This is a genomic window from Paenibacillus lautus NBRC 15380 (assembly GCF_004000945.1).
GTDB lineage: Bacteria > Bacillota > Bacilli > Paenibacillales > Paenibacillaceae > Paenibacillus_AQ > Paenibacillus_AQ lautus.
The window spans coordinates 86,201-110,763 of record NZ_BIMF01000019.1; the positions used below are offsets into that span (position 1 = coordinate 86,201).

Below are 24,563 nucleotides of genomic sequence, written 5' to 3' on the forward strand. Positions count from 1 at the left end.
TACATGAACACCTACAAGCTTGGCGTCGTTGGACTGGGGGAAGGCCGGAGCATTATGTCCGCGGCGTTAAGCAGCACGAGATGGGAGCTTGTCCAAGTATGCGATATTAATCCGGCGGTATGCAAGCTTCGGGCCGAGGAGTTCGGCTTCGATCAGTGGACGACGGATTACGGGGAGCTGTTAAGCAATCCGGCCATCGACGTCGTCGCCATTTATTCGCCCGACCCGCTGCACCTCCCCCACATGATTCAGGCGCTGCAGGCAGGCAAGCACGTCATCTGCACGAAACCGATGTTGACCTCGCTTGAGGGGGCGAACGAGCTGCTGGAGCTGGCGGGGAGATCCGGCAAGCATGTATTCGTCGGGCAAAGCTCCCGTTTCTTCGAACCGATGATCCGCCAGCGCGCAGATTACGAGCGGGGTCGCCACGGAAGCATCCAGACGGTTGAAGCTCATTATATCGCGGACAGCCGCTGGTTCTTGAACAAGCCGTGGAGCCGGCAGAAGGGCTTCAGCTGGATGTACAATTTCATGATACACGCCGTCGATCTGGTCCGCTGGTATTTGCCGGGCGCCTTGGAGGTGACCGGATACGGCAACGTCAGCGGGAACAGCCGCCAATACGGCCTCGAGACGTGGGATTCCATGCGGCTCCTCGTTCGGGACGAAGAAGGCAGGATCGGCCAAATATCGGGCAGCTATACCTTGCCGGCGTTAGGCTCGGAGGTCGAGCCGGGAATCGGCTGCGTCATTCGGGGGACGAAGGGCTCCTCGCGGGCGGAGTACTCCAATCTGCTGTATCATACGCGATTCGAGGGCGAAGGCCGCAAGACGTATTCCTTCGAGAATAAGCGCGATTATTACTTCCGATTCGAGGGCAACAGCCATCACGCGGGGGAATATCAGAACTACATCGACTATTTCGCGGAATGTCTGGACAATGGCGCGAAGCCGCTGCCGGACGCGGAGGAAGCGGTGGTGACGCTCGCCTTGATGGCGGCGATGGAGCGAACCATGCGGGAAGGCGGCAGGCCGGTCCGCGTGGATGAGCTGCTCCGCGAGAACGGGCTGGCGCATCTGCGGAAGCTCTTGCGGGACGAGACCATGAGCCGCGGGGAGATGCGTCTGCCATGAACGAGCTTGCGATTATCGCGGACGACTTGACGGGAGCCACCGACTCGGGCGTGCAGTTCGCGCGGAGAGGCTTCAATACGCAGGTCGTCTTGCATGCGGAAGAGGTTTCGGCGATCGAAAGGAATTCCGAAATTATCGTGCTGGATACGGACAGCAGGGCGGTTGCCGCAGGCGAGGCCTACGAGCGGACCAGGCTCGCCGCGCTCCAAGTCGCGCGGATGGGCTTCAAGCACGTGTACAAAAAGCTGGATTCCACGCTGAGGGGCAATCTCGGCGCGGAAATCGACGCCGTCGCAGATGCCATTCCCGTGGATTGCATCATCGTTGCACCCGCCTATCCGAAGATCGGAAGGACGACCCGAAACGGCATTCATTATGTGAACGATGTACGGATCGATCGGACGGAAACCGCTAAGGATCCCAAATCTCCCGTCGCCGAAGCCGATCTCGTCAAGCTGCTGGCCTCCCAATCGCAACGGCAAGCGGGACTGCTGCCGCTTGAAGCACTGCGAGCGGGCGCGGAAGCCGCTAGCTTGCGAATCGGGAAGCTGCTTCGGAGCGGCATCGAAATCATCGTATGCGACGCCGTCTCGGACGAGGATTTGCGGCGAATCGCCGACGTCGCGGCGGCAGGCGTGGGACGAATGCTATGGGCAGGCTCGGCCGGTCTCGCGGAATGCCTGCCGGATTCGCTCGCGCTCGCGAGAGGCCGCGGAGCGCACGAGCACCTGTCGCGCGTCGTCCCCGAAAGGGGGAAACCCGTGCTATTGGTTGCGGGCAGCATCTCCAAGATTACCCGGAGCCAGGTTGCCGCGTTCAATCAATGCCCGCGAACAAAGGCCGTGGAGCTCGACGCCATCGCGGCCATGACTTCCGACGAAGGCTGCGACCGGGAGCTCGAGCGGTGCAGCTCGGCCGTCCGGACGGCGCTTGCGGCAGGCTTCGACGTTTCCTTGTACGCCGGCTGCTCGCCCGGACAAGTCCGGTCGGCCCAAGTGGCGGGCGCCGCGAGAGGATTGCAGGCGGCGGAAGTGTCGAACCGGATCGCGTCGCTGCTCGGTTTGGCGGCTTCCGAATGCATGGATACAACGGAGCTGCAAGGCGTCATTCTGACCGGGGGAGACACGGCGAAGGCCGTATGCAGGCATCTGAACGCATCCGGCATTCGGCTCGTCCGCGAGATCGAGCCTGGCATTCCGCTAGGACGTCTCGTTGGGAGCATCCCGCTGAACGTGGTCACGAAAGCCGGCGCTTTCGGACGGGAGAACAGTCTTGTCCATGCGAAAGTGGTATTGAAGGGAGAACCAGTCGATGAATAGACCCGTTATCGGCATCACGATGGGAGACGCCGCCGGCGTAGGGCCCGAGATTATCATGAAAGCGTTGGACGATCCGATCCTGTATCAAGCTTGCCGGCCGATCGTCATCGGCGATTCGAAAATGCTGGAAAGAGCCGGAGGCATCGTCCGGACGGGTCTCGGCATCCGTTCGGCGCGCCGCGTCGACGAGGGGCGAGGTCGACTGCCTGGATTTGGATCTGCTGCCGGCCTCGCTTCCGATCGGGCGAGTGTCGGCCGATGCTGGCCGGGCTTCCTTCGCGTATTTGGAGAAAGCGATCGAGCTTGCGCGCGACGGCCGGATAGACGCCATCAGCACGGCGCCCTTAAACAAGGAGGCGCTGCGCAAAGGCGGGCATGTTTATCCGGGTCATACCGAAATCTTGGCCGATCTGACCGGGACGAAGGAAGTGGCGATGATGCTGTCGTCCCCGAAGCTGAAGGTCATCCACGTCACGACCCATGTCGGCCTGCTCGACGCGGTTCGGATGATTCATCCGGAGCGCGTGCGCAACGTGATCCGCATGGCGCACGAAACGCTGCGGCGGGCAGGCGTCGTGGCTCCGCGCATCGCCGTCTGCGGCATTAACCCGCATGCCGGCGAGAACGGGCTGTTCGGTTATGGGGAAGAGGAAGAGAAAATCGTTCCGGGCGTCGAGCGGGCCAGGGAAGAGGGGATCGACGCCGTTGGCCCTCTTCCCGCCGATACGTTGTTCTTCCGGGCGACGCGAGGCGATTTCGATATCGTCGTCGCCATGTACCACGATCAGGGACACGGGCCGATTAAAGTGCTTGGACTGGAAGCCGGAGTCAACATTACCGTCGGTCTGCCGATTATCCGGACGAGCGTCGACCACGGAACGGCGTTCGATATCGCCGGCAAAGGCATTGCCGACGAGCAAAGCATGAAGGAAGCGATCCGCCAAGCGATCGAGCTGGCGCCCGGCGGACGGCGATCCGAATAACGAGAGGGGGAATTCGCATGGCAACGCGTCAAATTCCGGACACGTTGATGCTGGAAGAACGGGCGGCCCATGCATTGAACGCCATGGTGGGCATGGCGGACGAGGATTTTGGCCATATCCCGTTTTTCGCGGCTAATTTAATGGCAAAGCCCGCGTTCGTGACGCATGGGGATTGGGATTACGGCTCCTCACACGGACGCATGATCGACGGCATGATCCTTGCCCGCCATATGTCCGGCGCCACGTTCGGACGCGAGGTGGAGGAGCGCTACCGGGCCAACTTGCTCTCCTTCTTCAAGGAAGACGGCATGAGCTATCGCCAATTGAATCCGGTATACCGCTGGGAGACGAACGCCAATCTGATCGATCAGCGCGCGGTCATCTTGTCGCTGACGACCTGGTACATGGAAACGGGGGACGAGAAGGCGAAGGAAGCGGCAGATCGTCACGTGGCCGCGTTGAAGCGGATCGCGGTCAAGGAGCGCGACATTTGGTATTACCCGGCATCCGAATACAAGGAATCCGGCTGGCCATCCGCGAACGCCGTGCAGCTCCGGCTTGCCCCGGATCCGGCTTCCTTCTGCGGCAGGCTGATCATGCCGCTCCTGAAGTACCACGAATTAACGGGAAATCCGGACGCCTTCGAGCTCTGCCAATATTTCACGGCGCTTATTACGGAACGAAGCCGTGTCTTCCTGGAGGACGGAAGCTTCAACGACGCGCCTGCCTACCGGAGCGGACATTTCCATACTCGCCTCGGCACGCTCGACGCGATCGCCCGTTTCGGCGAATTCACGGGCAACGCCGCATTGATTGCCTGGGTGAAGAAGAGCTACGATTGGGCGCTGACGAAGTGCACGTCGTTCGGCTGGACCCCAGGCGATCTGCACGAGCAGGCTTACGAGCACGAAACCTGTTCGCTCGTGGACTTGATCGCGACCGGGATCACGCTCGCCAGGAACGGCTACGTGGAGTATTGGGGAACCGTGGAGCGGTTCATCCGGAACCATCTTGCTGAATCGCAATTGCTGGACTTGAATTGGGTCGAGCAGTTGGACGACAAGTCCCGCGACATTCGCGCGGACCGCTCCTATTACAAGGTCGCGGACCGTTCGCGCGGCGCTTTCGCCGGCTATTCCGCTCCCAACGATTTCTGCTGCGACGTGAACGAGGGTCGCGGCCATACGAACGATTTGCAGCTTTGCTGCTTAGGCTCCGGAACCCGGGGGTTGTTCATGGGCTGGAGCAACGCCATTACCGAGCGGGACGGCATGATCAGCGTCAACTTCCTGCTGAACCGAGGCTCGAAATGGCTGGACGTCGACAGTTATTTGCCGCATGAAGGCAAAGTCGTGCTTCACGTTCGCCGGGATTTGCCGCGGCTGGCCGTTCGCATTCCGGAATGGGCGGGCTTTACCAAAATAAACGTGCTCCGCGAGCTCGACGGCGAGACGGCGGAAAGCAACGGAAAAGCTCCGAGCAGCTGGATTAATAAATGCTTCCTGCTGCTCGGGACGGCCCGCGAGGGCGAGACGATCACGATCACGTTTCCATTAAGCTATCGAACCACGCAGGAGAATGCGGTCGGCCAATCGTTCACGGCGCAGTGGCGAGGCGATGACGTCGTCGAGATCAGTCCGAAGGGACGGCAAAAGCCGCTGTACAGCGGACGCGCCGTCTACGACCGCGCGCCCATGCGGGAGGGCGATTATCGCAGACCGGATCGCGATTTCGTCTGGTAGCGCCATGAAGCGCAATGATGAAAGACGGAGGGGAATCCATGAAATGGACGGTTGCCGCGGTATATACGGGCCAAGGGCTCGCGGATCCGCTGAAGAAAATATTCGATGAGCTGCTGCCGGACTGCCGGCTCGTCAATCTGATCGACGACGGTTTGATCCATGACGTCGTTCGCGCGGGAGAGATTACGCCGCTAGTGTCGAAGCGGCTGCTGACTTACTATCGGAACGCAGAGGAGCTTGGAGCCGACGTCATTCTGAATACCTGCTCCTCGGTCGGCGAAGCGGTCGACCGGGCGAGACCGTTCGTATCCGTGCCCATCGTGAAGATCGATCAGGAAATGGCCCTGGAAGCGGTAAGCTGCTATGCCCGCATCGGCGTCATCGCGACTTTGCCGACGACGCTGCAGCCGACCAAGGCCTTGCTGCTCTCCCAAGCGGAGGCGATCGGCCAAAAAGTCGCGTTGGCGGACGGACTGGCGGCGGGAGCATATGATGCCCTGGTTGCCGGCAAGCCGGAGGAGCATGACGCGCTGATCGCGAACGCGGCGGCCAGCCTTGCCGGCTCGGTGGACGCGATCGTGCTCGCGCAAGGCTCGATGGCTAGGATGGAAGCCGCGCTCCGGGAGAAGACCCGCAAGCCGGTATTGTCGAGTCCGCGTTCGGGCGTCATGGCCGTGAAGCGGGCATTGGAGTCTTTGAGTTAATCAATATGCCACGGCGAGGTGTTGGGAATTGGAAACGAATCGGGTAACGGCTACTTATTTGGTGGAAACCCCGTTGACGCTGGAGCAGGCGGCCGCGTCCATCGCGGGGGAGCAATCGACGGGCACGTTCACGGCGGTGCCCGGCGAGACGGAGCCGCTCAAGGAGCGGCACGGCGCCAGAATCGAACGAATCACGCCATTGGAGCAGGTTGCGCAGCCGTCGCTTCCCGGAGCGCTCGCTCCGCCGGCCACACAAGGACGCTATTCGCGCGGAGAGATTGTCGTGTCGTTCCCGCTTCATAATTTCGGGCCGTCGATTCCGAATCTGATGGCCTGCGTGGCCGGCAATCTGTACGAGCTCCGCGAGCTGTCGGGGTTGCGTCTAGTCGATCTGGAGCTGCCGGAGGACTTCAAGACCCGTTATCCGGGTCCGCGCTTCGGCATCGAAGGGACCCGGCGAATAACCGGCGTCCGCGGCCGGCCGATCATCGGTACGATCATTAAGCCGAGCGTGGGTCTCGGGCGTGCGGAATTGGAGGCGCTCGTATACGACCTGGCCGTATCGGGGGTTGATTTCATCAAGGACGATGAGCTGAACGCGAATCCGCCTTATTTGCCCCTGCGAGAAAAAGCGGAGACGGTGATGCGGGCCATCGGGAGAGCGGCGGACAAGACGGGACGCAAGGCGATGTACGCCTGTAATATTACGGGCGACATCGAAGAGCTGCAACGAAACCACGAGCATGTGGTCAAGGCGGGCGGCAATTGCGTAATGGTCAGCATCAACAGCATCGGTTTCGCGGGACTCGCCTATTTGAACGGCTTCAGCGAGGTTCCCGTCCACGGTCACCGGAATCAGTGGGGGATGCTGACGCGGCACGGACAGCTCGGGATGGATTTCCGGGTCTATCAGAAGCTGTGCAGGCTTGCGGGGGCCGACCATCTGCACGTGAACGGTCTGGGCAGCAAGTTCTACGAAAGCGACGAATCCGTCGCGAGGTCCGTGGAAGCCTGTCTGCAGCCCATGTGGGACGGCTATTCGGCGATGCCGGTACTCTCGTCGGGGCAATGGGCGGGGACGGCGGAGACGACGTTCGAACGGACGCGATCGGTAGATGTCATGCATCTCGCCGGCGGAGGCATTCTTGCCCATCCGGACGGGCCGGCTGCCGGCGTCGAAAGCATGAAGCAAGGCTGGGAGGCCGCGATGCGCGGCATTCCCGCCGAAGAATACGCGAAGGAGCGGGTCGAGCTGCGGCGCGCGTTCGACAAGTTTAAGCGCAAGGAACGAGCGCTATGAGCGTACCGGGAGCTATGCCGAAGCATAACGATCGGCTGCTATGCTTCTACGGCGACGACTTTACCGGCTCCACCGACGCGATGGAGGCTCTCGCCAAGAGCGGCGCGGACACAGTGCTGTTTCTTGATCCCCCGCCGCCGGAGCTGCTCGCCGAACGGTTCCCGAACGTGCGGTGCTTCGGCGTCGCGGGCGTAAGCCGGTCGATGACGCCGGACGAGATGGAGCGCGAGCTTCGGCCGGCGCTCGAACGGCTCCATGCTTACGGAACGGCCGTCGTGCATTATAAAGTATGCTCCACCTTCGATTCTTCGCCCCGCGCGGGAAGCATCGGCAAGGTGCTGGAGCTGGGCAGGTCCGTCTATCCGCGTCAAAGGTACGTGCCGATCCTGGTCGGCGTGCCGGCCCTGAAGCGCTACACGCTGTTCGGTCACCACTTCGCCGCGGCGGGCGCCGACGGCGGTACGTACCGGCTGGACCGCCATCCCACGATGTCCCGCCATCCCATTACGCCCATGCGGGAATCCGATCTTCGCTTGCATCTTCGGGAGCAAACGGATTTGCCCGTTTCGTTAATGGAGTGGACGGCCTTGGACGGCGTGCCCGAGGAGGTGTCGGCCAGGCTCGAGCATCGGCTGGAGGTCGGGGAGCCGGCCGCTCTCCTGTTCGACGTCATCGACGACCCGCGGCTGGAGGCGGCGGGCAGATTAATGTGGCGGGAGGCCGAGGAACGGGGGACGGGACTATTCGTCATTGGCTCGTCGGGCGTGGAATACGCGCTGGCCGCCCATTGGGCGAAAGAGGGGCTCGTCGACCCGGGAGGGGCGCGGCTGCAAGCGGCGGAACAAGCGGATCAATTGTTGGTCGTCTCGGGAAGCTGTTCGCCGGTCACGCAATCGCAGATCGCGTGGGCGCTTAAGCGAGGTTACGCCGGCATACGGGTGCGGGCGCGGGATTGGCTCGAACCGGGGCGGGCGGACGAGGCGAGACGGTCGCTGCTGAAGCAGGCGCTGCCGTTCGTCGAGCAAGGCAGGAATATCATCGTCTATTCCGCGGACGGACCCGAGGATCCAGCCATCGCAGCGCTTCGGGAGGCCTTGAACGCCAGAGGCATGGAGCCGGCGGATTCCGGACGTTTGATCGGCACGCAGCTTGGCAGGCTGACCTCGGACCTCTTGCGGGCGACGGGCTTGCGCCGCATTCTTATTGCCGGAGGCGATACCTCCGGTTACGTGACGCGCGAGCTGGGCATTTACGCCCTGTCATGCTTGAGCGCCATCGTCCCGGGGGGGCCGTTATGCCGTTGCTACTCCGAGGATCCGCGGATGGACGGGCTTCAGCTGGCGCTGAAAGGCGGTCAGGTCGGGGGGGCCGATTATTTCGAACGCGTAAGACTCGGAGGATGAGAGCGATAGCGTGGCAGCCTGCGGCGTAAATGAACAATCGAAGCAAGCAATCGCTTCCCGGCACGGGAGTGACGGCTTGCTTTTTTTCGTCCTCGAAATCAAGAAACGCAACGAATCGCACATCACTCAGAAATGACCTATAAAGTCGATGGAAGCAACCTATAAACAAAGCCTTTAAACCGTGTAGAGTGGTGTTCAAACGAACAGAACCCGGCTAGGCGGGGGAATCGCACGCTCGCGCGAAGGCCTGTATCGGAGAGGAGAGGGAATGGGCATGGTTTCGGAATGGACTCGAATGCACGATCGGTTCAAGGAGCCGGATCCGCGATACGGACCGGTGCCGTTCTGGTGGTGGAGCGGCGAAGAGGTGACGGAAGAGCGAATCCGGTGGCAGCTGCGGAAATTCCGGGAGGGAGGGCTGCGCAATATCGGCATTATCCATCTGGCGCCGACCGGACCGCAATACGGCTCCTGCGGCGATCGCCCGGCTTACATGAGCGAGGAATGGTGGACGCTGTTCGAGGCCGCGCTGCGGGAAGCGGAGCGGCTGGGGATGAGACTGTGGTTCTATGATCAAATCGGGTTCTCCGGCGCGAACGAACTCGCGCGCCTCGTCGCGGAGGTGCCGGCATACGCGGGCTATCAGCTGCGCAGGTATCCGAAGGATGAGGAAGCGCCTTCTGGCTCCCAGCTCTTGCTGGAGACGGACGATTACCGGTACACCGCCGAGCGTCAGGGCTTCAACTGGCTGGATCCGAAAGCGTCGGCCGCTTTGCTCGACCGGGTGCACGGCGAATTCGAGAGACGCTTTCCGGACGATCTCGGCCGAACGATCGCGGGCAGCTTTCAAGACGAGCTGCCGCCGCTGCCGCTATGGTCGCCGGAAGTACCGATCCTCTATCGCGAGCGTCACCGGCACGATTTGTTGGAGGCGCTTCCAGCGTTGTTCGACGAAGGGCCGGGTGCGGCAGACGTTCGCCGACGCGTCTACGCGATCGCGGCGGAGCTCGCGGAACGGGCGTTCTTCGAGCCGCTCGGCGAGTGGCACCGCAAATACGGCATGCTGATCGGCTGCGACCAGGCCGGCCCGGCGCGCAGAGCCGACGTTCACGGCGCGCAGCGGCTGTACCTCGATTACTTCCGGACGCACCGGTGGTACAATTCGCCCGGAGCGGACATGGACGGGGACTTGAAGGCTCACTCCTCCCTCGTCCATTTGAACGGCGGATCCCGCGTCTGGTTGGAGGGCTTTCACTCCAGCGGCTGGGGCGGCACGCTCGAGGAAACGATGCATTGGTTGGTGCCTTGGCTGCAGACGGGCGTGACGCTGTTCAGTCCCCACGCCGTCTATTACTCCACCCGCGGCGGATGGTGGGAATGGGCGCCGCCGGATACGGGGTGGCGCCAGCCCTACTTCGAGCACTACGGGGTGTTCGCGGACACCGTCAGCCGGGTATGCCGCTTGCTGAGCGAGGGAAACCATGTCGCCGACGTTGCCGTTCATTATCCGTCTTATGCGGCGGTAGGGTATCTGTCCCTGGACGACGTGAAGCCGAACGAGCATCCGATGGGCGCTTCCAACCGGGACCCCCGTGAGAGGATTACGCAGCTGAGACGGGCGTACTGGAGCGTGGCGGGCACGACCCACCGCAAGGATACCGAGACGTATGCGGGTTCGCTTCGCAACCTTGGACTCGACTTCGACGTCGTGGACGATTCCGCGCTGGAGAGAAGCCTCGTCAGGGACGGTAAGCTGGACATCGCCGGCGAGCGATTCGGCGTGCTCGTGTTATGCGGGACGACCGCCATGGACGCGCCGGCGCTTGCGGTGGCGCAGGCCATGGCGCGGCAGGGCGGGCTGGTCGTCGGGGTTGACGTCCCGGAGGAGGAGCGTGGAGCGATTCCGGGCGCCGTCTTCGTCGACACGGCAGAGGAGGCGGCCGCGCTCGCCGAGCGGAAGGCGGAGAAGCGAGCGGAAGGACCGGGACTGTCGCTGCATCGGCGAACGGACGACGCGGATATCTTTCTCCTGCTGCCGAAGAACGGTGCGCTGCTGAAGATGCACGAACCGGCGGTCGAGTCCGCGCGGCCGCTTCCGCCAGCCGTCTACCGGCTGCGAACGGCCGGCGTTCCGGAGCTATGGGACCCGGTAACCGGCCGAACCGGTCCCGTCGCGTATGTGCGCGAGGGCGATTGGATCCGCGTAGAGGCCTCCTTCGACCATTGGCCTGCCGCTTTGATCGTGTGCGGCGCGACGTCCGTCCGGGATGCGGGAAGCCGAGCGGCAGACGAGTCGGCGGCGGCACGGACTTCGGCCTTGGTCTCGCATCGGGAACGCTTTCCCGCGGAGATCGGATCAGGTCCGGCAGGCGGCGGAGAGGAACGAACGCTGGAGGAGTGGCGCGTCCGGATCGAGCCGACGCTGGACAATCGGTACGGGGACTTCGACCTGCATGCTGAACGACGGGGGCTGATGCCTCCCGAGCGGCGCATGATGCGGGTCCGCACGGAGGAACGCGGCGAGGACGGAACGGCGGCAGGCTGGCAGATGCCGGAGTATTCCGACGCGGGTTGGGACGAACGGCTATGGAGCGAAGCCGCTTACTGGCACGTTCATAAAGGCGAGTCCTACGATCCGAAAGAAGCGGAGCCGCTTGTCTACAGCACGGTATTCGGCGATCTGAAATTCCGGTCCTGGGCCGGACGGATGGGCCGCGTGCCGCGAAGATATTTGCATCTTGGCGAAGCGTCGAAGGGCGAAACCGTCTGGGCCGCCACGAACGCCATGGCTCGCGAGGAAGGACGCTTCTGGATCCGAACGGAAAGCAATGCCAATCTGCAGGGATGGGTGAACGGCGAGGCCATCGAATGGAGCGGCGGACCGGAGGAGAGGACGGCTTGGGTTCGGCTGAAGGAAGGGCCGAACGCGGTCTTGCTGCGAGCGGAAGCAAGATCGAAGGGCATGCAGCGCGCGGCGGTCGAAATCAACGAATCGGCCGCGATGCCCTTGCCCAAATGGATATACGCGGGACGGCCGGCTGCCAGCTCCCGCCTTCGGATCGGGCTGGCGGCGCCGCCGAACCGGCCGGCAAGCCGCGTGCGCCTTGTGTTCGCCGCGCGGGGAAGGGCGGTCCTTGCGGTGAACGGGATTACCGTAACCGAGCATGGGGACTTCAATCCGTACATTCGGCAGGGCCAGGAGGAAGTCGATATTACTGCTTATTGGCGGGAAGGCGCGAACGACATCGCGCTGCTGCTGCCCGAAGGCAAAGGCGACGTGTTCGTCGACGGGAGAATCGAGCTGGCGGACGGCGGCGCGATTCCCTTCTGCACCGGTCCAGATTGGCTGGACGAACGGGGAGAACCCGCGCTAGTCCATCATGGCGGCGTGCTGCAGTTCGCCGAGACGGAGTCGCTCTGGATCAACGATCGTCCCCATCCGCTGCCCGGCGTGGGCTGGCTGATGCCGGGCTCGGCGCCTTCGACGGCGCCCGTCCCGTTCGTGGCGGACGCGAGCCGGATTGGTCGGCCGATTTGGCTCCGATTCCCTCTGCCCGTCGGTACGCATCGCATGCACTTGGAGGTCGAGGGCAAGGTGCGTCTTTGGATCGGCGGGCAAGAGACGGCGTTCGCGAGCGGTTGCTGTTCCTTCGCCCCGCAGGCGGCGGGAACGATGGCCGCCGTCCGAATCGAACCGGAAGGCGCGTTGACGGAAGCCGCCGTGATGAACGCGCCGATCCGGTTCGAAACCTTACCTCGCCTAGGGGAGCTTGGCGACTGGCGGACCGCGCTGCATCTGCCGCATCACAGCGGTGCCGTTGAATACGAGACGCGGCTGGAGCTCGCGGCGGAAAGCACGGTATTGCTCGATTTGGGCCACGTGAGGGGGACCGCCGAGGTGTGGGCGGACGGTGCTCCCGCCGGCGTCCGTGTATGGCGCCCGTATCGGTTCGCGTTAGGCAAGCTGGCCGCGGGCTCGCATAAGCTGCGCGTACGCGTCACGAATACGCTAGGCACATTCTATGAGCACGGCCGCCCGACCAGTCTCGTCGGCGCGAACCCGGCCGTCACCTACTGGGACAAGACGCCAAGGCCGGAATGGCAGGCTTCGTTCCCTGCCGGAGGGCTGTACGGTCCCGTTCGAGCATGGTTCACGCAATCGGAGGAGGATGAAAGATGACGATCGATGCTTGGCTGACGCCTTACAAACGGAGCGAACCGGTTCTGGTCGGCTCCGGGGAGGAAGGCGCTTTCGATTACCACGCGGTGGACTGCCCGTTCGTGTTCCGCCACAACGGCCGGTTCTACATGATGTACGTCGGCTACGACGGCATCGGCTATCAGACGGCGCTTGCGGTCGGCGACGATCTGCTGCGGTTCGAACCTTTATCGACGATATTGCGCCGCGACGAAGGCTCGGCCTGGGATTCGAGAAACGTGGCGGGAACCTGGATGCTGCGCGACAACGATTTGCACGGGCCGGGCACGCTCAAAAAGTGGAACGGCAAATATTGGCTTGCCTATCACTCCTATCCGGGCGACGGCTACGAGGCAGGCTCGGCCCGAATCGGCTTGGCCTGGACGGAGGACGAGGAGCTGCTCGAGTGGCATCGGCTTCCGGAGCCGATCTTGACGCCGGAGGAAGGAGAGCCGTGGGAGAGCGGCGGGCTCTACAAGGAGTGCTTGCTCGAGCATGAAGGAACCTTTTATTTGTTCTACAACGCCAAAAACCAAACGCACGGCCGATGGATCGAGCAGACGGGTCTCGCGACCTCGACGGATCTCGTCCGGTGGACCCGGCATCCGGACAATCCCGTCCTTCGCGTTACGCCGGGGGCATGGGACGGCGGATTCGTCAGCGATCCTTGCGTGCTAAGGGACGGAGACCGCTGGGCCATGTTCTTCTTCGGCTTCGACTACAAGAAGGCGCAGGAAGGCGTCGCCTACTCCGCCGACCTTCTGAATTGGACCAAACATCCCGATCCGATCATCGAGACCGGCCAGCCGGGAGAGCTGGACGCATCCTACGCCCACAAGCCTTCCGTCATCGCGCACGAAGGCGTGTTGTACCACTTCTATACGGCATGCCGCAAGCCTCAGAAAGGCGACAGGACCTGCAACTTCTTCCCCGAATACCGAACGATCGCCGTGGCGACTTCGCGCGAGTTAAAGGAGGAGCAGCGTGGCGGCGATTAAAGCGACGGACTTGCGGACGGAGGGCATCCTTAACCCGTTCGGGCTGGACGCGGAGCGTCCCCGGTTAAGCTGGTCGTTCGGGCAGCCGGCCGGAGCCGGAAGCGGCCAAAGCGCTTACCGAATCGCCGTCGCGTCCAGCGAGGAGCGTCTAAAGCTCGGCGAACCGGATGTATGGGACAGCGGCATCGTGAGAAGCTGCGAGCATGTTTCCATCCCGTACGAAGGGGCGGCGCTGATGCCGAGGCGGAGGTATTACTGGCACGTAACGGCGTGGGACGGCCAAGGTCAACCGGCCGTCAGCAAGGCGGCATGGTGGGAGACGGGCCTATTGGCCGAAGCGAAATGGTCGGGGCGCTGGATCGGCGATGCCGCCGAAGCGGCGGACCGCGGACCGATGATCCAGCTCCGGAAGTCTTTCGAGGTGAAGAAGCCGGTTGCCCGCGCGCGCGCTTACGTAACCGGACTCGGACATTACGAGCTGCGCCTGAACGGGGCGAAGGTCGGCGACCGGCAGCTTGAGCCGGGGTGGACGAATTACGACAAGACGGTGCTGTACTCGGTTTACGACGTGACGCCCGGGCTCAGGCAGGGGGAGAACGCGGTGGGCGTTCTCCTCGGCAACGGCTTCTATCGCGTGGCCGGCGGACGCTACGCCAAGTTCAAGGGCAGCTTCGGCAACCCGAAATGTTTGGCGGAGCTGGTCATCGAATATGCCGACGGGACCGCGGAGACGATCGTCACCGACGGAACTTGGTCGCTAAGCGACAGCCCTCTTACCTTCTCATGTATTTACGGCGGCGAGGATTACGATGCCGGATTGGAGCGGACGGGCTGGGACGGTCCGGGCTTCGTGGAAGACGGGGATTGGAGACGCGCTTGCGAGCTGGAGCCCCCGCCCGGCAAACTGACGGCGCAATCGTCTCCCCCGATCGCGATTACCAAACGCTTGCCCGCACGCAGCGTCTCGGAGCCGCGGAGGGGCGTGTACGTCTACGACTTGGGGCAAAATTTCTCGGGCTGGCCGTGCATTCGCGTCAGCGGCCCGAACGGAACGCGGGTCAAGCTGAAGCCCGCGGAGCTCTTGACGGAAGAGGGGTTGGCCAATCAGAAATATTCGGGATCGCCATACGAGCTGAATTACGTCTTGAAGGGGGAAGGCATCGAAGAATGGCATCCCCGGTTCACGTATTACGGCTTCCGGTACGTGCAAGTGGAGGGCGCGGCGCCCGCCGGCGAAGGCGTCGAGGAATCGGACCTTCCCGTGTTGCACGGTCTCGAAGGCCACATGATCGGTCCGGACGTCGCGGACGCCGGGGGCTTTCGGTGCTCGGATCCGCTGCTCAACCGGATTCACGAGATCATCAACTGGGCGATCCTCAGCAACATGAAGAGCGTCTTCACGGACTGTCCGCATCGCGAGAAGCTGGGCTGGTTGGAGCAGCTACATCTCATGGGGCCTTCCGTCATGTTCAACTACGAATGCGAAGCGCTGCTCGAGAAGATCATGCGCGACATGTCGGATGCCCAGCTTCCGAACGGCATGGTGCCGACGACGGCGCCGGAGTACGTCGTATTCGAGGAGCCTTGGCTCATGTTTCGCGACGCGGCCGCTTGGGGTGGCTCCTATATTCTGCTCGCGTGGGAGATGCTTCGGCGTTACGGCAGCGTCGGAACGCTCGAGCGGCACTACGAGGGGATGGGCCGTTATGTCCGTTATTTGACCGAGGCATCGGACGGCTTCATTCTGCGCGGCGGGCTCGGCGACTGGTACGACATCGGACCGAAAGGCCCCGGCTTCGCTCAGAATACGTCCGTCGTGCTGGTCGAGACGGCCATCTTCTTCGGGCTGGCGAGAGCGCTCGGCGAAATCGCGCTGGTGCTCGGCAAAGCCGAGGACGCTTCCGCCCATTCGCGGCTATCCGAATCCATTCGAACGGCGTTTCATTCGGCGTTCTACGATCCGGCTAACGCCATGTACGCCGAAGGGAGCGACACGGCCGTCGCCATGCCGCTCGCGATCGGCCTTGCCCCCGAGGAACTGCGCGGCGTCCTCTTGGACCGCCTCGTCCGCAATATCGGGGAGCGGGGCTGGCAGACGACCGCCGGTGACGTCGGGCACCGCTACGTGCTGTCGGCGCTTGCCCGCGGAGGCCGGTCGGATGTCGTCGGCAAGATGGCGAGAAACCCGCATGCGCCCGGCTACGCTTATCAGGTCGCTCACGGCGCGACGTCGCTGACCGAAGCCTGGGACGGACCGACCGTCGGGAAATCGCAAAACCATTTCATGCTGGGCCACTTGGAGGAGTGGCTGTACGCCAGCCTTGCCGGCTTGGATTATCGTTATCGCCCGGAAGTCGGACGCTACCTCGTCAAGGCGAAGCCGACGGTCGTCCAAGGCGTCGAATGGGCGGAAGCGTGGCAGCAGCTTCGCTCCGGCAGGGCGAGCGTCCGCTGGGAGCTCGGCCCGTCTAACCAAATGACCGTCCGGGTCGATATTCCGGCGAACAGCGAAGGTCTGATCCGGATTCCCTCCTCTCCGGACACGCCGGTGCTCGCGAGCGGGCCGGACGTCGCATACGAGGGACGCGAAGACGGTCACGCGGTCTATCGTTCGGGCCCGGGCTCTTATTGCTTTACCTTTGCCGCGAATCATCGAACGACCGAGATGGAAAGAGAACGAATGTGATGAAATCGCGATTCGATCAAGGATTACCGGATTACGAGAATCGCGATACACAAGCAAGGCGGCGACAGCCCGCACGAATAACGAGGGGCAAATCCGGGAGGGAATTCGAATGAATGAGCCTGCAAGAATCTATCAATTTCAAACCTCCGGCAAAATCATCGCCGGACTTCACGCGATGCAAAATCTAGGGCCGGAACTTCGCGGCTTGGGCCGGATCAATAAGGCGCTGATCGTCGCATCGGACGCGATGCGAAGGCAAGGCGCAACGGACGAGCTGGCCGCGCGGCTGGCCGGAAGCGGCATCGCCTCCGAAACGATCGGCGGCGTCATGCGGGAGCCGACCGCGGACCACATCGAAGCGCTGGCCGACCGAATCGGGCAAGAGCCCTTCGACGTCTACATCGGAATCGGCGGCGGCAGCGTCCTGGACGCGACGAAGCTCCTGTCCGTCTTGCGTACGAACCGGCTGCGCGTGAGAGAGATGATCGGCACGGAGCGGATTCCCCATGCGGGAGTACCGACGGTGCTTATCCCGACGACGTCCGGCACGGGATCGGAAGTCACGCCGAACGCCATCGTGACGCTGGAGGAGGAAGCGTTGAAGCTGGGCATCGTCAGCAGCCGCTTATACGCGAGCTTGGTCGTGCTGGATCCCACCTTGACACTGTCGCTTCCGCGGTCGATCACGGCGGAGACCGGCATGGACGCTTTCACGCACGCGTTGGAATCCTTTCTGTCCAACAAAGCGAACCCGATCAGCGACATGCTGGCCTTGGAGTCGATTCGTCTGCTCTCGGGAAGCATCGTGTCCGCGTTCCATGACGGACACGCCGTCGAAGACCGAAGCGCGATGCTTCTTGGTTCGATGTTCGGCGGAATGGCACTCGCGGGCTCCGGCACGGCGGCCGTTCACGCGATGGCGTATCCGCTCGGCGGCAGGTTCCATATCCCTCACGGGGCGGCGAACGCGATGCTCCTTCCGCATGTCATGGCGTTCAATATGGACAGCGTTCGGGATAAGCTGAGGCGCGTCGCTTCCGCCATGGGCATCGTGACCGAAGCGGGCGCTTCCGCCGATGCGGCGGAGCTTGTCGTCGAACGGATCGCGGAGTGGACGAAAGAGCTGCAAATTCCGCAGAATCTAGCCGTCTACGGCGTGCGGTCATCGGATGTTCCCGTACTCGCCGAAGCCGCTTTCCAAGTCAAGCGATTGATGGACAACAACCCGAAGCCGATGTCGACCCTTGACATCGAGGACGTTTACCGCAAACTACTCCCTCGGATTGAGCATGCTTGCAAGGAAGGTAATGCAAGCCTGTAACGGAGCCATTCGATTGGTTAACAACATGGAGGAAGTGTGAATCATGATACGCTTTATCGCTTTAAAGAACTTAAACATTCCTATGTGGTAAAAAAAGATCGGCTTACGCCTGTTTGCACAGGTACGATAAGCCGATCTTCTTTATTTTGAGCTCAGAGTCTGTTCAAGGGTACGACCTTTGCTTACCAGTCTTTACCCGATTCCGCCTGGGATTTGATGTAGTTGGGAATTTCCACGGTCTCGGAGACGGTAAATGCCGCCTCAACCGACATCGCGTCCTTCAACACGTGCTGCCGGAACACGGAATACAGCGGAATATCCCAGTACTCGGTGTTCTGGTAGTTCTGTACGACAGCATTGGAACCCCAGTAAACACCCGAGGTGTCGACGTTGGCCAGCCCTGGAATGTCGTCACCAAAGCTGTCCACGACTGCGGGCGTCTCCAGGACTCCCTTGATGGCATGGCGAGACAGCTCTACCTGTCCCTCCTCCGACACCAGCCATTTCACGATCTCGATGGCCTTCTCTTGATGGCGCGCCTGCGGTGGAATGAACGCCGCCATCGTGTTAGGCTGGTACGTCGTCTCTGAACCAGTATTGAGCACTGGCACCGACGTGACGCCGACATCGATACTATTCAAATACTCATGGAAACTCGCCTCATCGTCATCCTTGATGAAGAGATCGTCGCCAACGTATGCCGGCAGTTTCTGCAACGTGTCCACCGCCATCGCGACATGCCCGGGACGGCTCATATCACCCTTGAGGAAGTCGTTAACCGTGGTGAACCCGTTACGAGGAAGCCAGAGGAACCGATCGATGTTCTCTCCCAATTGGTTCCACTCCGGTGACGTGATGTCCACCTTCACGTCCGCAGGTGCTGGCTCCTCGCTGTCAGTCGGCTGGAACGGATACAGTCCGAGCTGGTTATACTGCAAGTAGTTGTCGGGATGCTGCATGTATCCCTTGTAAGCGTCGAGCCCATCCTGCCTGGTCAGCTTCTTGGCCAGCTTGAAGATCTTGTCGTACGTCATGCCCGGCGTCGGATACTTCTCGCCGAACTTATCGAAGATCTTCTTGTTGTAGTAGAGCATATAGTCGTCAATAAAGAGCGGAACGCCGTAAATCCCGCCATCTGACCGCGACTTTACCATCTCCACTGCAGCCTGGTTGAGCGTGCTCAGGTCGAGCCCGCTCTGCTCGATCATAGGTGTCATATCCTGAACCCAACCACGATGCTCGAAATCACGATCGATCCGGTTGTAAGGGTTATCGATGATGATGTCGGGTACGATCCCGGCCGCATCCAGATCCTCATAGCGGACCGGATAGTCCCAGGTGCCGAACTTGATCTTAAGTCCCGGGAAGGCTTCCCGAAGCTTGTCGCCGATGATCTCGTTGAATACCACGTCGCCGCCGGTGTGGTCGTCATCGTTCGTGCTATATTCGAGCGGTTTGTAGTTGGCCGCGAAGATGTAGATCTCATCGTCATCGACCGAGTAGGGTGTGTTGTATCGGTTAGGAATGCTTATGCTGCCCGTGCCGTCCTCGGCCGCGGAGCTAAGGGGGGCTAAACTAGCAGTCATAGCTAACATCAGCAATAGACTTAAACCTTTTTTGGACTTGGACATCTCAAATTCCCTCCCATTATAAAGTAATGTTTTCTCCTGCTTTCTCGCTCATTCTTAGATTTTTTAACTTCGACATATAGAAGCGTTTGGAGGATAATTGAAAAATATGATTTTTTTTCTTTAATAGCCGGTGGCGGGAATAGAGCCTGTACTTAACCAGGGTCTAAGCTCTACCTCTCAAGAAAGGCCGCTTCTTGCTCCTTTGCGAGGGGATTATAATCTTTTGGCTTCTCCGGTGCTTTGGTTGTCGTAGTTATGTCCAGGTGAATAAGCGAGACTACAGTTTGTCGAGCCCTTTTCACCTCCTTTCATACAAAGTTTACAATTCGATATTTTTATTCTATATTATTGCAATATTTACATTACTATGATCTAACACCATTATGTATAGGGCAAAAGCGCTTTCATAGAGGTGAATGCGTTCAAATTTTAAATGAACAAGCGGAGTCTGGATGAATTCGACCGGTTCGTCGAGGAGTTCAATGCGAACGCCCTCTCCAGCCCTCGCCGAGCTTATCCTTGAGGATGTTCTTAATACGCTTGATCTTATCCGTCTCTTTTATCGATGGCGAATACGACCATGTTTTCACTTGCGCCTCCGATCTTACGGAATCTGCTACTGCCGAATTGGCTGGAAAATTAAAGCTTCCTAGCACCAATATTGCGTTCAGAATTACAGATGCCTCTGCTCTATGGCTTTCTTGCTCGTTATCTTGTACAAATGCAATCCCCCGAACGATGTATTTTTGCGAACTGCGACAAGAAAATAGCTTGACCCTCTCTACTGGTCTAGGGGGGATATTTATACATCTGATCCTGCTACTCTATAGCCAAGTACTTTTCATACATTTCGTATGCGTCCAATACATTCATCTTCTAGGTTAATCGATCATTTCGTCGTACTGCGACACATCTGTTAATGGAGAAGGAGATTAAACTATACCAGCTAATAGCTTATCAACATTTACAGAGAGACTAACATATTACTTATGGTATATTGAAAAATAGGCACGCCGAATAACCCCCACGCACTATGGGTTGGGAGGTTATACCAACAGCACTATGTCAATTTGTTCGAAATGATTTTTTAGTCTTTAAAATGGTATAAAGCCAATGGGCTAACTTATTCGCACACGCGACCGAGGCTACTTTGTGAGGCTTTCATTCGGATCTTTTTCGGTTGTAGAACTCCTTAAGCTTAGTGTTGCGTGAACGAGTCAAACCGCATTGAACAGCCAAATCAATGAGTACAGCAGCTGCCTGGCCCCGCGTTTGGTTATTCTATTCTGGGTTGCTGTAAATTTCCCAGAGGAAAAGACTCTTGGGTCATTTCCGGCAAAAGCAACGAGTTACTGAGGATGGTTAAATCGATCGATTTCTCCGATTCCGGATAAAATTGTTGCAGCAATTACAGGACCGTTCCCCGGAATCGATTGGATAAATCATCATTTTCTTCAACCAGAGCATCTATGTTCTGTTCCAACTCAGCAAGATACTGCTGGTATTGAAGGACCAAGGTTATTAAGACTCTTGAATTAACTAGATGGCACGAGAAATGGGTTTCGTTTGGCGGCCGCTAGTAGCCTATGAACCCTTTCGTTGATCCAAGCTTCAGAACGCCCTCGTCTTGAAGTGCAGCGATTCTGGATGTAAGCAACGTCACAGTCTGTGAGACAGATTGGGAGGTGGGAAACTCACTCAGGTACCGAAGCGAAATCTTGGAGTAGAGGGCTCCAAAAACACCTCTATATTCTATAACATAAAAAGAAACCTTTCACTTTTTTGAAAGCCCTTCCAATTACTCTTTTGAAAGTGGGGTACTATGTACAGCATTCCGAGATTGTTTAAATCTGTTCGTAAAATGATCGTTCCTACTTCTTTGAAACGCAAGCTGATTTATGTGTTATTGTTCAGTACGCTCATTCCGCTGTTGTTAATTGGCATCATCTCTTATACATCCATGCATACCATCCTGGAGAATAAGATCACGAGTGGAATACACAGCAATCTCAAACAGGTTCGAGTGTCTTTGGAAAATGTGCTGGGCAACTTGAATTATGCTTCCCAGCAGCTTGCCTTCGACGGACGGGTGGGTAAGGATATTTATGCCTATATGTCGGATGAGCATCCGTATGACCGAAAAATTCTTGCTGGTGAGATTGAAACGGAAATGAATTTGCTGACATCGACTAATCCCAACATTGGACTGATGTTCTACTATATGAAAGGCACCAATCAGATCCTGTTTCCGAATCTTCTCGTGAGGGATGGCTTTAATCCGGAACATTTGCCCGCATTTACAAAGTTGCAAAATATGATTTATTACGGGCCGCACCAAACGTTAAACGCTCAATTCAATCGCAGTGTAATGTCGCTTACCCGTAAAATTGATGTTCCTGGTCTGGAACAGCTATATATTTATATGGAAACAGAAAACCGTCTGGTCGACACGATCTTTAATAAGCTGCAGTACGGCATGGAAGTAAACCATCTTATTGTAGATACGGATAATCAAGTAGCTTATACCGAACAGCCTTCGTCCTTTCCGGTCGGAATGAAATTTGCGGAGCCGGGAGAGTCCGGCAGCCGCGGGATCATTGGGAGTGAATACATATTTGAGGAAGCAAGCAATCAGGGCTGGCGGGTTGTTGCTGTGATTCCTGCCGAATCGTACAAACATGAAATCTTGAACTGGTTTTTACAATTTATTGCGGTAGCATTTTTATCTCTTTGCGTAAGTCTGGCCTTCGCCTGGTTGATCTGGCGGACGGTAACCCGACCGTTGACCCGATTAAACCGTGAAATCCGCTCTATTACACAGAACCAATCGGTAAATACGCTCCAATTAACAGGAACAGATGAATTCGATTATTCCCTGCGCCGCTTTCATGACATGAAGAATACCATCGTGGAATTAATCGACGACATTAAGACAAGCGAAAGAAAAAAGACGCGGCTTGAGGTCGAGAAAATGATATCCCAAATCAATCCACATTTTGTACATAATACGCTGGACACGATACGGTGGCAGGCCAGGCTGAATGGACAGGAGGATATTGACCATCTGATTTCTACCCTGAACCGCGTCCTTCATTATAATTTGGGCAAAGGAGAAACGGCATCTATTCAAGAAGAACTAAATGCTTTAAAGGATTATATGACGCTGCAGGAGGTGCGGTATCAGTTTCACTTTGACATTCGCATTTCCGTCGAGCCGGAGCAGCTCGAACTCCGTATTCCCCGTTTTATGCTTCAGCCGCTGGTTGAAAATGCGCTTTATCACGGAATTGGGGACGACGGATTGATCCTTGTGGACATCAGTCAGATTGAAGCGCACAGCATCCAGATCGAAGTTAGCGATAATGGGGTCGGGATGGCTCCTGAAGAAGCGGAACAGCTCCTTCATGAGGATAACCCCTCGCGCACACGGCGGGGAATGGGAATCGGTATGCCTTATGTGATCCGAACTTTGAAATACCTGTATGGTGATGCCGCGAACATTCACATCAAGAGCAAGACGGGAGAAGGGACGAGCATCACGATAACAATACCTGTAATTCATGCTGGAAAGGAGAATGATCATGCGTGTATTCATAGTTGAAGACGACCGACTGGTGCGGAAAGGCTTCATTTCGTTAATGCCATGGGATCAGTTTGGAATGAGCGTAGTTGGCGAGGCAGGAAATGGGGAAGACGCCCTTTCTTATTTAAGTGAGCATGAGGTTGATTTGCTAATTACGGATTTGGCGATGCCCAGAATGAGCGGAATCGACTTGATCAGATTCGTTCGTGAAAGGTATCCCCGAATCTGGTCGGTTGTATTGACATTCCATCAGGATTTTGAATATGTACAGGAAGCTCTGCGGCTTGGGGCTATTGATTATATTGCAAAAACGGAGTTGCAGCAGGATAAGATGGAAGAGGTGCTCGGCAGAATCAACGGACGAATCCGGTACGAACTGAGCCATCAAGCCATAAAACCTGAGCTGGCCCAAGGCAGGAGCACTGATCTGGCCATCGCTTGGATTTCACATCCGCTTATGGATGAAAAGTCAGTGACTGCTCCTCTATATAACGGAATTTCGCTGGAAGAACGTGCTCCGGGTATTTGGCTTCTTCTTGCCGGTGTTAAGGACACACGAGAGGGTGGGGGGAGCTGCCTGAAAGAAGAAACGCTACATGAGAATGGAATTGTTATGAAAATCAGCGGGATTGGCGGCGAAGATCCGAAGTCAGTGATCAGTGTTCTTCAGAGATATCGGGAACGTTTTCTATTCTATGAGTGGAACAGGGCCGAATTTGAGGTCCGGAACCGAAGCTATGATCAGCTGCGGGCCTGTGTTGAGCGAGATCATGCCACTGATGAGGTGAAGCAGCTGCTGAAGGAGTCATGGTCAAGCCTCCAATGGGTCATAAATGATCAACAGTATGAAGAGAACATTGCCAATCTGTATGAGGCGAAGCTAACGATAACCCAACTGGACGCGCTTTTTGCTATGGCATCGGCCCGATGGGAAAGGATTGTACCTGGTAAGGTGTGGTTGCCAACGCCAAAGGCAAGGCAGTCCTGGACAGCATGGAAGAGCTGGGTGGACGAGTTAAGAGGAGAGCTTGCAACTTATCTGTTTAAGCCATCCTATTCGCAAGAAGTGACTTCATGTGTTTGGAATGCGGTCGAAAGCATCCATCGTGATTTGAGCCGGGGGATTACGCTGAAGGAGGTTGCCCGGGAAGTAAATATAAGCCAAAGCTATTTAAGTCAATGTTTTCGTGATGTGGTGGGGGCTTCATTTAATGAGTACGTACGTCAGGCCCGGATGGACTGGGCCAAAAAGCTGCTTGCGGATACAACTAAGCCGATATATTGGATCGCCACCCAAACCGGATATCCTAACGAAAAATATTTTAGCCGCGTATTCAAGGAAAAGACCGGGATGCTTCCAAGCACATATCGCTCAGAGGCAAAGGACGCGTACTGATGCGGCAGTCCGAAACGACAATCATTGAAGGGCCTACAGCCCGGCCAGGTTTCCGATCCTGCCGGGCTGCTTGGCGTTGCAACGGTCCGTACGCAATCAAAGGTTCCAATCGATTGACAGAATAGTGTACAAACGATCGACAAGTTTGGCGAGAAACGGGAGAAG

At 58.5% G+C, this 24,563-nt stretch carries 13 protein-coding genes and 2 pseudogenes; 13 read left to right on the top strand and 2 right to left on the bottom strand.

Annotated elements, in window-relative coordinates; genetic code table 11:
- The first annotated feature begins 3 nt into the window (after nucleotides 1–3).
- From PLA01S_RS25365 to PLA01S_RS25415, 11 genes and pseudogenes are all read left to right on the top strand, one after another.
- A complete protein-coding gene (locus PLA01S_RS25365) occupies nucleotides 4–1,134 on the top strand; it encodes a Gfo/Idh/MocA family protein (RefSeq protein ID WP_036663007.1) in 1,131 nt (376 codons plus the stop codon).
- On the top strand, nucleotides 1,131–2,453 hold the full coding sequence (locus PLA01S_RS25370) for a four-carbon acid sugar kinase family protein (RefSeq protein WP_127594560.1): 1,323 nt from the start codon (nucleotides 1,131–1,133) through the stop codon (nucleotides 2,451–2,453). Before PLA01S_RS25365 ends, PLA01S_RS25370 begins: the two co-directional genes overlap by 4 nt.
- Nucleotides 2,446–3,436, top strand: a pseudogene (pdxA, locus tag PLA01S_RS25375) (4-hydroxythreonine-4-phosphate dehydrogenase PdxA). The gene PLA01S_RS25370 and the pseudogene pdxA overlap by 8 nt, the downstream one beginning before the upstream one ends.
- Before the next feature lie 17 nt (nucleotides 3,437–3,453).
- On the top strand, nucleotides 3,454–5,178 hold the full coding sequence (locus tag PLA01S_RS25380; RefSeq protein WP_127594561.1) for a glycoside hydrolase family protein: 1,725 nt from the start codon (nucleotides 3,454–3,456) through the stop codon (nucleotides 5,176–5,178).
- 38 nt (nucleotides 5,179–5,216) lie between these two features.
- A complete protein-coding gene (locus PLA01S_RS25385) occupies nucleotides 5,217–5,882 on the top strand; it encodes an aspartate/glutamate racemase family protein (protein ID WP_127594562.1) in 666 nt (221 codons plus the stop codon).
- A 73-nt stretch (nucleotides 5,883–5,955) separates the two neighbouring features.
- On the top strand, nucleotides 5,956–7,182 hold the full coding sequence (locus tag PLA01S_RS25390; RefSeq protein ID WP_246059839.1) for a ribulose-bisphosphate carboxylase large subunit family protein: 1,227 nt from the start codon (nucleotides 5,956–5,958) through the stop codon (nucleotides 7,180–7,182).
- Nucleotides 7,183–7,196: 14 nt separating this feature from the next.
- Nucleotides 7,197–8,585: a four-carbon acid sugar kinase family protein gene (locus PLA01S_RS25395; protein ID WP_246059840.1), complete on the top strand. Its 1,389-nt coding sequence runs from the start codon at nucleotides 7,197–7,199 to the stop codon at nucleotides 8,583–8,585.
- Nucleotides 8,586–8,859: 274 nt separating this feature from the next.
- Nucleotides 8,860–12,765 (top strand): glycosyl hydrolase family 2 protein, encoded by a 3,906-nt coding sequence (locus PLA01S_RS25400; RefSeq protein ID WP_246059841.1) that lies wholly within the window; start codon nucleotides 8,860–8,862, stop codon nucleotides 12,763–12,765.
- A 257-nt stretch (nucleotides 12,766–13,022) separates the two neighbouring features.
- Entirely contained in the window at nucleotides 13,023–13,781 is a 759-nt protein-coding gene (locus PLA01S_RS25405) for a glycoside hydrolase family protein (protein WP_246059842.1), read from the top strand.
- Nucleotides 13,768–16,467 (top strand): family 78 glycoside hydrolase catalytic domain, encoded by a 2,700-nt coding sequence (locus tag PLA01S_RS25410; protein ID WP_127594567.1) that lies wholly within the window; start codon nucleotides 13,768–13,770, stop codon nucleotides 16,465–16,467. The genes PLA01S_RS25405 and PLA01S_RS25410 overlap by 14 nt, the downstream gene beginning before the upstream one ends.
- A 109-nt stretch (nucleotides 16,468–16,576) precedes the next feature.
- The gene (locus PLA01S_RS25415) at nucleotides 16,577–17,788 is read left to right on the top strand and encodes an iron-containing alcohol dehydrogenase (RefSeq protein ID WP_127594568.1); all 1,212 of its coding nucleotides are present in this window, start codon (nucleotides 16,577–16,579) and stop codon (nucleotides 17,786–17,788) included.
- A 182-nt stretch (nucleotides 17,789–17,970) separates the two neighbouring features.
- Here PLA01S_RS25415 and PLA01S_RS25420 read toward each other — a convergent pair whose 3' ends face one another.
- Nucleotides 17,971–19,419: an ABC transporter substrate-binding protein gene (locus PLA01S_RS25420; protein WP_127594569.1), complete on the bottom strand. Its 1,449-nt coding sequence runs from the start codon at nucleotides 19,417–19,419 to the stop codon at nucleotides 17,971–17,973.
- Nucleotides 19,420–20,636: 1,217 nt separating this feature from the next.
- Nucleotides 20,637–20,858: pseudogene (locus PLA01S_RS33090) on the bottom strand (transposase).
- Between the two features lie 401 nt (nucleotides 20,859–21,259).
- Here PLA01S_RS33090 and PLA01S_RS25435 point away from each other — a divergent pair.
- Both PLA01S_RS25435 and PLA01S_RS25440 read left to right on the top strand, forming a co-directional pair.
- On the top strand, nucleotides 21,260–23,020 hold the full coding sequence (locus tag PLA01S_RS25435) for a sensor histidine kinase (RefSeq protein ID WP_164817519.1): 1,761 nt from the start codon (nucleotides 21,260–21,262) through the stop codon (nucleotides 23,018–23,020).
- Nucleotides 22,998–24,398, top strand: coding sequence for a response regulator transcription factor (locus tag PLA01S_RS25440; protein ID WP_443093762.1), 1,401 nt, complete (start codon nucleotides 22,998–23,000; stop codon nucleotides 24,396–24,398). The genes PLA01S_RS25435 and PLA01S_RS25440 overlap by 23 nt, the downstream gene beginning before the upstream one ends.
- Nucleotides 24,399–24,563 lie beyond the last annotated feature (165 nt).